This is a genomic window from Kribbella sp. NPDC003557, assembly GCF_040610805.1.
GTDB lineage: Bacteria > Actinomycetota > Actinomycetes > Propionibacteriales > Kribbellaceae > Kribbella.
Window position 1 is genome coordinate 98,219 of record NZ_JBEXMY010000015.1, and the last position, 7,764, is coordinate 105,982.

Here is a 7,764-nt window from a genome sequence, read left to right on the forward strand (position 1 = left end):
GCGGGTCTGCCACCACGAGTGTGAGGGTGTGGCTCATGAACATCGGTACCCGGAAGATCGTCGTCGACGAGGCGATCGCGCAGTTGCGGCTGTACGCCGAGACGAACGGCGCCGTGCTGCAGTACTACGACGGGCTGCCGGGGATGACCACCGTCGGCGGCTCCGACCCGAACCGGATCACGCTCGACGACCTGGGCCGGATCATGGTGATCGGCGCGGACCTGCGCGCGATGGACATCCCGTGGCTGCTCGAGGTGGAGTCCGAGAAGGAACTGGCGGCGATCCCGGTCGACGCGCGCCTCGAGGACGCCGCGCCGGGCAGTGAGCTGTTCGAGGCGGCGATGGCGCTGGACGACAAGTTCACCGGCCACCGCGGCTTCGGGCACGCGAAGAAGTCGAAGCTGCTGCACCTGAAGCGGCCGTACCTGTTCCCGGTGACCGACAGCTTCATCCGGATGACCTACGGCTCGGCGTCGGCCGGCGCCGAGTTCCTGAAGGCGGTCCGCGAGGACCTGGTGAACCCGGCCAACGTCCGCGACTTCAAGCTGCTGCAGGTCCGCCTGATCGCGGAGCCGGCCACGTCGGCCGCCCGCCTGCTCGGCGAGGTCCCGACGCTCCGGCTCCTCGACATCCTCGCCTCGCTCCTGGGTGAGGCGAAGTAGCCGGCTAGAGCACGCCCAGCCGGGCGAGCGGCTCCACCAGTTCGCGCTCCTCGTAGGACAGGTGCGACAACAGCGTGTCGTCCAGCAGGTCGACGGCCGCGCGCAGACCGTCGATGTCGCCTGATCCGTCAACCAAAGCGACGAGTGCCTTGTCGACACCTTCCAGGACGTCGTGGATGATCTTGTGCTCCTCCTGCAGCCGGTCCACGACCGGCGCCAGCTCAGGGTCGGCCCGGCGGAGGTGCGGGAACAGCGAGGCGTCCTCCAGCGAGTGATGCGTCGTGACCAGGCGGCAGTAGGACTCGCAGTACGTCCCCAGCGTCCAGTTGTTCTGCCGCATGGTCATCGTGTTGATGTGCGACCGCGCCGCACCGACCCCGAGCGTCCCGGCCGCGACCTGCTCGACCAGATCGCGGACCTGGTCGAGCTCCGCCCGCAGATGGTCGTGGACGTCGATCAGGTGCTGGCCGGACTGCAACTGGTACGGCGTATATGTCCGCGACGGATCCGGTGCGGGCCCTGTCGGCCGCGCGGACTCGTCCAGCAGCTGTACGGCGCTGCGCCGCACTGCCGGAGGTGGTGTCGGCACGACGCCGAAGCCCGAGGCCGGAACCACGGGCGAAGCCGGCACGGCAGCACCCGACCGGGCGACCTCGACGGCCTCGCGCACACCCGCCGCGACCTCAGCGAACCGCCGGATGTCGTCGGGGTTGTCAGAGGCAAGGATGTAGGTGCTGATGCCCTCTCCCAGCGTCAGCTCGGTCAGCTGGTCGATCCACAGCTCCTCAGGCCCCTGCAGGAACCCGCCACGCCCACTGAACTGACCGGACACGTTGTACAGCCGTCGCACCGCAGCCGGGTCCCGCCCCGCCTCCACAGCCGCCTCGTCGATGATCTTGTTCATCGCGGCCAGCTGGTCCGGACCGGCGTACCCGCTGCTCGGCAGCCAGCCGTCCGCGACGCGTCCGGTCAGGGCGAGCATCCGTGGCTTGTACGCACCCAGCCAGATCGACACGTCGTGTGCGGGCGCCGGACCGCGCTTGGCACCGGCGACCGTGTAGTGCTTGCCGGCCAGCCGGATGCCGCCGTTGCCGGGCGTCCAGACCTCGCGCATGATCGCGATGGCCTCTTCCAGCGCGGTGATGCTCTGCCCGGCCGTCAGCCGCGGGCCGCCGTTCGCCGCGACCGCGTCGAGGAACCCGCCGGCCCCCAGCCCGAGCTCGACCCGTCCACCGGTGATCAGGTCCAGGGTCGCGACACTGCGCGCCAGCACGACCGGATGCCGCAGCGGCAGGTTGGCGACGTTCGTGGACAGCTTCACCCGCGAGGTCTGGGCGGCGACGACCGACAGCAGCGTCCAGGCGTCCATCAGCCGCGGCTGGTACGGATGGTCCTGAAAAGTCACCAGGTCGAGGCCGGCCTGCTCGGTCAGCTGGGCCAGCGCGATCACGCGGTCCGGCCTGTCGACCGCGGGAGTCAGGAACGTGCCGAAGACCAGCTCGTGGCCGTAGTCCATGGTTCACCTTCACCTGTCGAAGTTCGTTCGCGGAGCAAAACTACTTCGCTAGGCAAATAATCTCAACTACAGAACATCTACTGCCGGACTAGCAGGCCGAACGCCTCGGCAGGGCTCAATCCCGCTCCTTGCTCGTAAGCCGCTTGGTAGGCATCAGCTCCCAGGGCCTCTGACGCCGCCGCGACCGCGCGCTCGAGGTCCGCAGTCTCGGCCGCGGCCGTCAGATAGTTCTCGGTCGCCCGCGTGGCGGCTGCGCTGCCCAGCAGCATCGCCGCCAGCGTCTTGTCCGGGTGGCAGGCCGCGATCCCCTCCAGCGCCCAGCACTGGCCCCGCAGCGAGTCGAACTCCTCCGAGACCCGGAACGCCTCCAGATGCAACTCCAACGCCTCGTCAAGCCGGCCCTGGAGCTCTCTGACGAACCCGAGCTCCGCCAGCACGATCGACAGATACAAAACGGATTCCGACTGTCGGCGGGCGGCATCGATCAGCGCCTGCAGCCGCGACGAGGCCTCCTCCAGCGCCCCGGTACGACGGGCCGCGAAGCCGAGCACCAGCTCCGCGAGGGCCTGGGTCGCGCGCTGCCCCTGCTCCGTCGCCAGCCGCAGCCCACGCTCGCCGTACGCCCGGGCCGACTCGAACTGTCCGCGCCGGATCGCGGTCCAACCCAGCATGCCGGCCGCGCTGGCGACCTCGGGCCACAGCCCGATCTCCTCCGCGGCCTCCATGCCCTCGAGGTGCAACCGCTCCGCCTCGTCGAAGTCGCCGACGAGCTCAGCGTGCGCCCCGAACCACCCCGTCGCCTGCAGCACGCCCCACCGGTCCCCCAGCGAGCGGAAGATGCCGATGCTCTGGCACGCGTCGTCGTACAGGGCAGGCAGGTCCGCCCGTACGTGTGCGTGCTTGGCCCGCGCAGCCAGCACGGCCGCAACGCCCCACCGGTTCCCGTCGGCCTCAAAGCTCTTCAGCGCCTGGTCGAGCATCGACAGGCACGCGGACAGGTCGCCGACATCGCTGGCCGCATGAGCGATCCACCACAGCCCCATGGCGTCCGCATCGTCCAGCCAGCGGTCCCGCTCGGCCGCCGCATCAGGGTGTCCCAGCAGGTACATGAAGCCGGTCCGCCACACCCCGGCCCGCGCCGAGCCGGGCACAGCCTCCAGAGACCGCATGGCCTCGACATACCGACCACGCAGGAACCAGTACCAGGCCAGTGCGTCCACAAGCCGCTCCGCGAGGTCCAGCTGTCCAGTGGCCACAGCCCGATCCAGCGCGGTCCGGAAGTTCGCCGAGTCGTCGTCCAGCAGCTCCAGCCACCGGCTCTGCTCGTCACCGAACAAGCCCGGCCGCGCAGTCTCGGCCAGCGACACGTAGTACGACAGGTGCCGCTGCCGTGACGACTCCAGCTCACTCGTCACCGTCAGCTTGTCGACGCAGTACGCCGCCACCGACTCGAGCAGCCGGAACCGACCCCCATCCACCGGTACGACGAGCGACCGGTCGACCAGGCGCACGAGGACATCCAGGACGTCGTCCTCGCCGCACACCGCCGCCGCAGCCTCCGCCGTACAGTCGTCAGCGTGTACGGCGAGGCGCCGCAGTACCGTCTGCTCCTCCGGGTCGAGCAGCTCCCAACTCCAGTCGATCATCGCGTGCAATGTCTGCTGTCGCGGCGCAGCACCACGGTGTCCTGTCGCCAGCAACCGGAAGCGGTCGTCCAGCCGCGTGACGAGCCCGCGTACTCCCAAGGCGCGCACGCGCGTCGCAGCCAGCTCCAGCGCCAGCGGGATCCCGTCCAGCCGCCGACACAGTACGGCGACGTCCGCAACAGTCTCGTCCGTCAACTCGAAGCCTCGCGACGCCGCAGCCGCCCGCGTGACGAACAGCTGCGCCGCACTACACTCACCGACCTCGTCTACTCCTGTCGACAGCGGAGGAACGGACAGCGGCGGCACACTCCACACCACCTCACCGGCGAGCCCGAGCGGCTCACGACTCGTCGCGAGCACACGCAGGCCCGGAGCGGCGGCCAGCAAACGGTCTGTCAGCGCAGCGACCTCGTCGACGATCTGCTCGCAGTTGTCGAGCACCAGCAGCCGGGAGCCCATCACTGAGGCCAGCCGATCGACTACCGGCGAGTCTTCGGTGTCCCGGAGGTCCAGAGCGGCCTGTACGGCGTCTGTCAGCGAGTTGGTGACCGATAGCGCGTCAGGGGTCACGGCTGCCAACTCGACAAGGACGACACCGTCCGCGAACCTGTCCGTCACACCGGCCGCAGCAGCCAGTGCCAGGCGAGTCTTGCCCACACCTCCCGGCCCGGTCAGAGTCACCAGGCGTGATGTGCCCAATCGGGCACTGATGTCGGCCAGCGCATCAGAACGGCCGATCAGCTCGGTCATCTGCGCAGGGAGGTTGTTGCGAGCGTGCGGCAGCTCCTGCGTGAGGATCGACTGCTGCAGCGTGACCAGCTCAGGCCCTGGATCCAGTCCGAGGTCATCGAGCAGCAGCTGCCGCAGCTCGTCGTAGCTCTCCAGCGCCTCCGTCTGCCGACCGGCCCGGTAGAGCGCCTTCATGTGCGCGGCCCGCAGGCCCTCACGCAACGGGTGCTCCTTGACCAAGGCAGCCAGGTCGACCACCGGCAGATCCGCCTGCTCGAGCGCCGTGAGCCGCAGGTCCGTCAGCCGCGCTACGGCTGTCTCGGTGAACGCGTCGTCCCCGAAGTCGGCGTACGCCGGCCCCCGCCACAGCGCCAGGGCCTCGTCGAGTGCTCCGGCGGCCAGCAGTTCGCCGAAGCGCAGCGCGTCATAGCTGGCGGCAGAAACCGCCAGTGAATAGCCCGCCGGGCCGGACTGCACGAGCGAGCGGCTGCCAGGCTCAGCGTCCTCGAAGGCTCGCCGTAGCTGGGACACCTTCGCGGACAGCGTGCCTGACGGGTTTCCGGGCAGCTCAGAGCCCCACAGGTCGTCGATCAGCCGGTCCGCGGGCACCGGCCGGCCCTCGTGCACCAGCAGGTCAGCCAGCAACGCACGCACCTTCAGCCCCTGGATAACCACAGGCGTCCCCGCGTCCGTCCAGGCCGTCACCGGTCCCAGCACCCCGAAGCGCATGACGGCACCTTATTCCGGTCCGCCGGGAACGACCGGAAAGAAACCGTAAACCCCTTCCGGCAGTGTCTGTGTCAGACGGAAGGAGGACAGCAGATGCGACTGGCAGTGATCATCGGCAGCACCCGGCCCGGCCGGTTCGGGCCGACCGTGGCGAACTGGCTCGCCGAGCAGGCGGCCAAGCAGTTCGACGTCGACCTGGTCGACCTGGCCACCGAGGATCTGCCGGCAGCACTGCCCGACGCCGACGAGGAGACACCGCGGGAGGTCGCTGTACTGGGCACCCGACTGGCCGCGGCGGACGCGTTCGCCGTCGTCAGCCCGGAGATCAACTGCAGCTTTCCGGCCCCGCTGAAGACCGCACTGGACTGGTACTACGAGGAGTGGCACGCCAAGCCGGTCGCGATCGTCAGCTACGGCCGGGAGAGCGGCGGCTGCTACGCCGCCGCACAGCTGCGGCAGGTCTTCAGCGAACTCCAGGCCGTCACCATCCGCAACACTGTCGCACTGCCCTGCTACTGGGAGCAGTTCACCGCGGACGGCGGCTGGCCGCGGCCGTCCGCCGGCTACGAGGCCTCCGCCAAGCTCATGCTCGACCAGCTCGTCTGGTGGGCCGAAGCACTACAGGACGCGCGCAACCGGCGCCCGTACCGACACTGAGAGGAAAGACCCATGAGGAAGCTGATCGAATCCACCTTCGTCACCCTGAACGGCGTCATCGACGAGCCGCAGAACTGGAGCCCGCCGTACTGGGACGACGAGCACGCCGCGTACACGCAGGGCCTGATGGAGGGTGTCGAGGCGCAGGTGCTCGGCCGCCTCACCTACGAGGGTTTCGCGGACGCGTGGCTGTCCCGGGCCGGCGACCCGTTCGCCGACATGTTCAACGCGATGCCGAAGTACGTCGCCTCGCGCACCGTGACCGAGTGGAAGTGGAACGCCCAGCCGCTCGAGGGCGACGCCGCCGAGGCCGTCCGCAAGCTCAAGGAGTCCGAGGGCGGTGACCTGATCAAGTACGGCACCGGGTCGTTCTCGAAGACGCTGCTGGAGAACAAGCTCGTCGACGAGTACCACTTCTGGATCTTCCCGGTCGTCGCCGACGGCTCGACGATGTTCCAGGGGGACGGCATCGACATCACCCATCTCGAACTGCTCGGTACGACGACGTTCAAGTCCGGCATCGTCGTGCACAAGCTCGGCCCGAAGGCCTGACCGTCACGCCGCCGCTCCGGCCGGTCACCCGCTGTGGGTGGCCGGCCGGAGGCTTGTCCGCATCGGGCGTGGGTACCGGTCGAAGTCTCGGGAGACTGGAGAGTTCTGATGGGTACCGTCCTGACCATCGTGGTCGTCGTCGTGGTCCTGCTCGCGGCCGCGGCACTGTTCTACCTGTACCAGCGCAGGAGATCCGGCGAGCTGCAGCGCCATTTCGGCCCGGAGTACGAGCATGCCGTCGAGGAGACGGGTGATCGGCGCAGCGCCGAGCACGAGCTGCGTGCGCGGCAGCGCCGGGTGTCGAGGCTGCACATCACACCGCTGAGTCGCGAGTCCGCGGAGACGTACCGGGCCGAGTGGGCCGAGGTGCAGCGGAGCTTCGTCGACCGGCCCGCCGGTGCGGTCGCGGACGCGGACCGGCTGGTCCTGCGGATGATGCGTGAGACGGGGTACCCCGTCGACGAGTTCGAGCAGCGCGTCGATGACGTGTCCGTCGGGCATCCGGACGTCGCGATGCACTACCGCGAGGCGCACCGGATCGCGGTCGCGCAGGCCCGCGGCGAGGCCGATACCGAGGACCTGCGGCGCGGCGTCACGGCGTACCGCCATCTCGTCGACGCCTTGCTGGACGACAGCGAGCACATCCAGGAGCAAGCATGACCACACCCGACCGTCGCGACGTCCCGCTGGACGACGACCGCATGCTGGACGCCGACGACCTCGAGCCCGACCCCGACCTGACCGGCCGCCGCGCCACGGACAACAGCCACCCGGACAACAACTACCCGGACGGCAACCGCACGGACGACCGCCGCATGGACGACGACCGCACGGGTGACCGCGTCGGTGACCAGCCGGAGCAGGCGGTTCGTACGGCGTCCCGGGACCCGTTGGTGGCTCAGAACGCGGCGTTCGACTTCCGCGCCCGCTGGGACGTCGTCCAGCAAGGGTTCGTGGATGACCCGCGCAACGCCGTGGTCGAGGCCGACAAGCTGGTCGACGACGTGCTCAGGCACCTCGCGGACGGCTTCGACCGGCAGCGTCAGGACCTCGAGCACCAGTGGTCGGGCGGTGAGCCGTCGACCGAGGACCTCCGCTCGGCGCTGCAGCGCTACCGCGCGTTCTTCCAGCGCCTGCTGACGTTGTGAGCACAGCGTGAGCAACGCGCGGCGGCCGGTACGACGTCGTACCGGCCGCCCCGCCGGCGTTTGGGGGGGGGCGGTGTTTTTGGTGGTGTTGGAAAAATACGGAGAGCGGGCGGGGTTGGAAAAGT

Annotated in this window: 7 protein-coding genes; 5 read left to right on the plus strand and 2 right to left on the minus strand. The window is 69.3% G+C overall.

Annotation, left to right across the window (positions count from 1 at the left end):
* The first annotated feature begins 35 nt into the window (after nucleotides 1-35).
* Nucleotides 36-662, plus strand: coding sequence for a DUF6308 family protein (locus ABZW60_RS40325; protein ID WP_355485948.1), 627 nt, complete (start codon nucleotides 36-38; stop codon nucleotides 660-662).
* A gap of 4 nt (nucleotides 663-666) precedes the next feature.
* Here ABZW60_RS40325 and ABZW60_RS40330 read toward each other — a convergent pair whose 3' ends face one another.
* Nucleotides 667-2,178: an LLM class flavin-dependent oxidoreductase gene (locus tag ABZW60_RS40330; RefSeq protein ID WP_355485949.1), complete on the minus strand. Its 1,512-nt coding sequence runs from the start codon at nucleotides 2,176-2,178 to the stop codon at nucleotides 667-669.
* 77 nt (nucleotides 2,179-2,255) lie between these two features.
* Nucleotides 2,256-5,282 (minus strand): BTAD domain-containing putative transcriptional regulator, encoded by a 3,027-nt coding sequence (locus ABZW60_RS40335; protein ID WP_355485950.1) that lies wholly within the window; start codon nucleotides 5,280-5,282, stop codon nucleotides 2,256-2,258.
* A 93-nt stretch (nucleotides 5,283-5,375) separates the two neighbouring features.
* Here ABZW60_RS40335 and ABZW60_RS40340 point away from each other — a divergent pair, with 93 nt between their 5' ends.
* From ABZW60_RS40340 to ABZW60_RS40355, 4 genes are all read left to right on the plus strand, one after another.
* A complete protein-coding gene (locus ABZW60_RS40340; RefSeq protein WP_355485951.1) occupies nucleotides 5,376-5,939 on the plus strand; it encodes an NAD(P)H-dependent oxidoreductase in 564 nt (187 codons plus the stop codon).
* Between the two features lie 12 nt (nucleotides 5,940-5,951).
* Nucleotides 5,952-6,491: a dihydrofolate reductase family protein gene (locus tag ABZW60_RS40345; protein ID WP_355485952.1), complete on the plus strand. Its 540-nt coding sequence runs from the start codon at nucleotides 5,952-5,954 to the stop codon at nucleotides 6,489-6,491.
* A gap of 108 nt (nucleotides 6,492-6,599) precedes the next feature.
* Nucleotides 6,600-7,151 carry a hypothetical protein gene (locus tag ABZW60_RS40350; protein ID WP_355485953.1) on the plus strand — a complete coding sequence of 184 codons (552 nt, stop codon included), beginning with the start codon at nucleotides 6,600-6,602 and terminating at the stop codon, nucleotides 7,149-7,151.
* Nucleotides 7,148-7,639 (plus strand): hypothetical protein, encoded by a 492-nt coding sequence (locus ABZW60_RS40355; RefSeq protein WP_355485954.1) that lies wholly within the window; start codon nucleotides 7,148-7,150, stop codon nucleotides 7,637-7,639. Before ABZW60_RS40350 ends, ABZW60_RS40355 begins: the two co-directional genes overlap by 4 nt.
* The last annotated feature ends 125 nt before the right edge of the window (nucleotides 7,640-7,764 follow it).

Excerpts from the sequence above, each read along its gene's own strand:
- ABZW60_RS40325 (WP_355485948.1), top strand. The coding sequence starts at position 36 with ATGAACATCGGTACCCGGAAGATCGTCGTCGACGAGGCGATCGCGCAG.
- ABZW60_RS40330 (WP_355485949.1), bottom strand. The coding sequence starts at position 2,178 with ATGGACTACGGCCACGAGCTGGTCTTCGGCACGTTCCTGACTCCCGCG.
- ABZW60_RS40335 (WP_355485950.1), bottom strand. The coding sequence starts at position 5,282 with ATGCGCTTCGGGGTGCTGGGACCGGTGACGGCCTGGACGGACGCGGGG.
- ABZW60_RS40340 (WP_355485951.1), top strand. The coding sequence starts at position 5,376 with ATGCGACTGGCAGTGATCATCGGCAGCACCCGGCCCGGCCGGTTCGGG.
- ABZW60_RS40345 (WP_355485952.1), top strand. The coding sequence starts at position 5,952 with ATGAGGAAGCTGATCGAATCCACCTTCGTCACCCTGAACGGCGTCATC.
- ABZW60_RS40350 (WP_355485953.1), top strand. The coding sequence starts at position 6,600 with ATGGGTACCGTCCTGACCATCGTGGTCGTCGTCGTGGTCCTGCTCGCG.
- ABZW60_RS40355 (WP_355485954.1), top strand. The coding sequence starts at position 7,148 with ATGACCACACCCGACCGTCGCGACGTCCCGCTGGACGACGACCGCATG.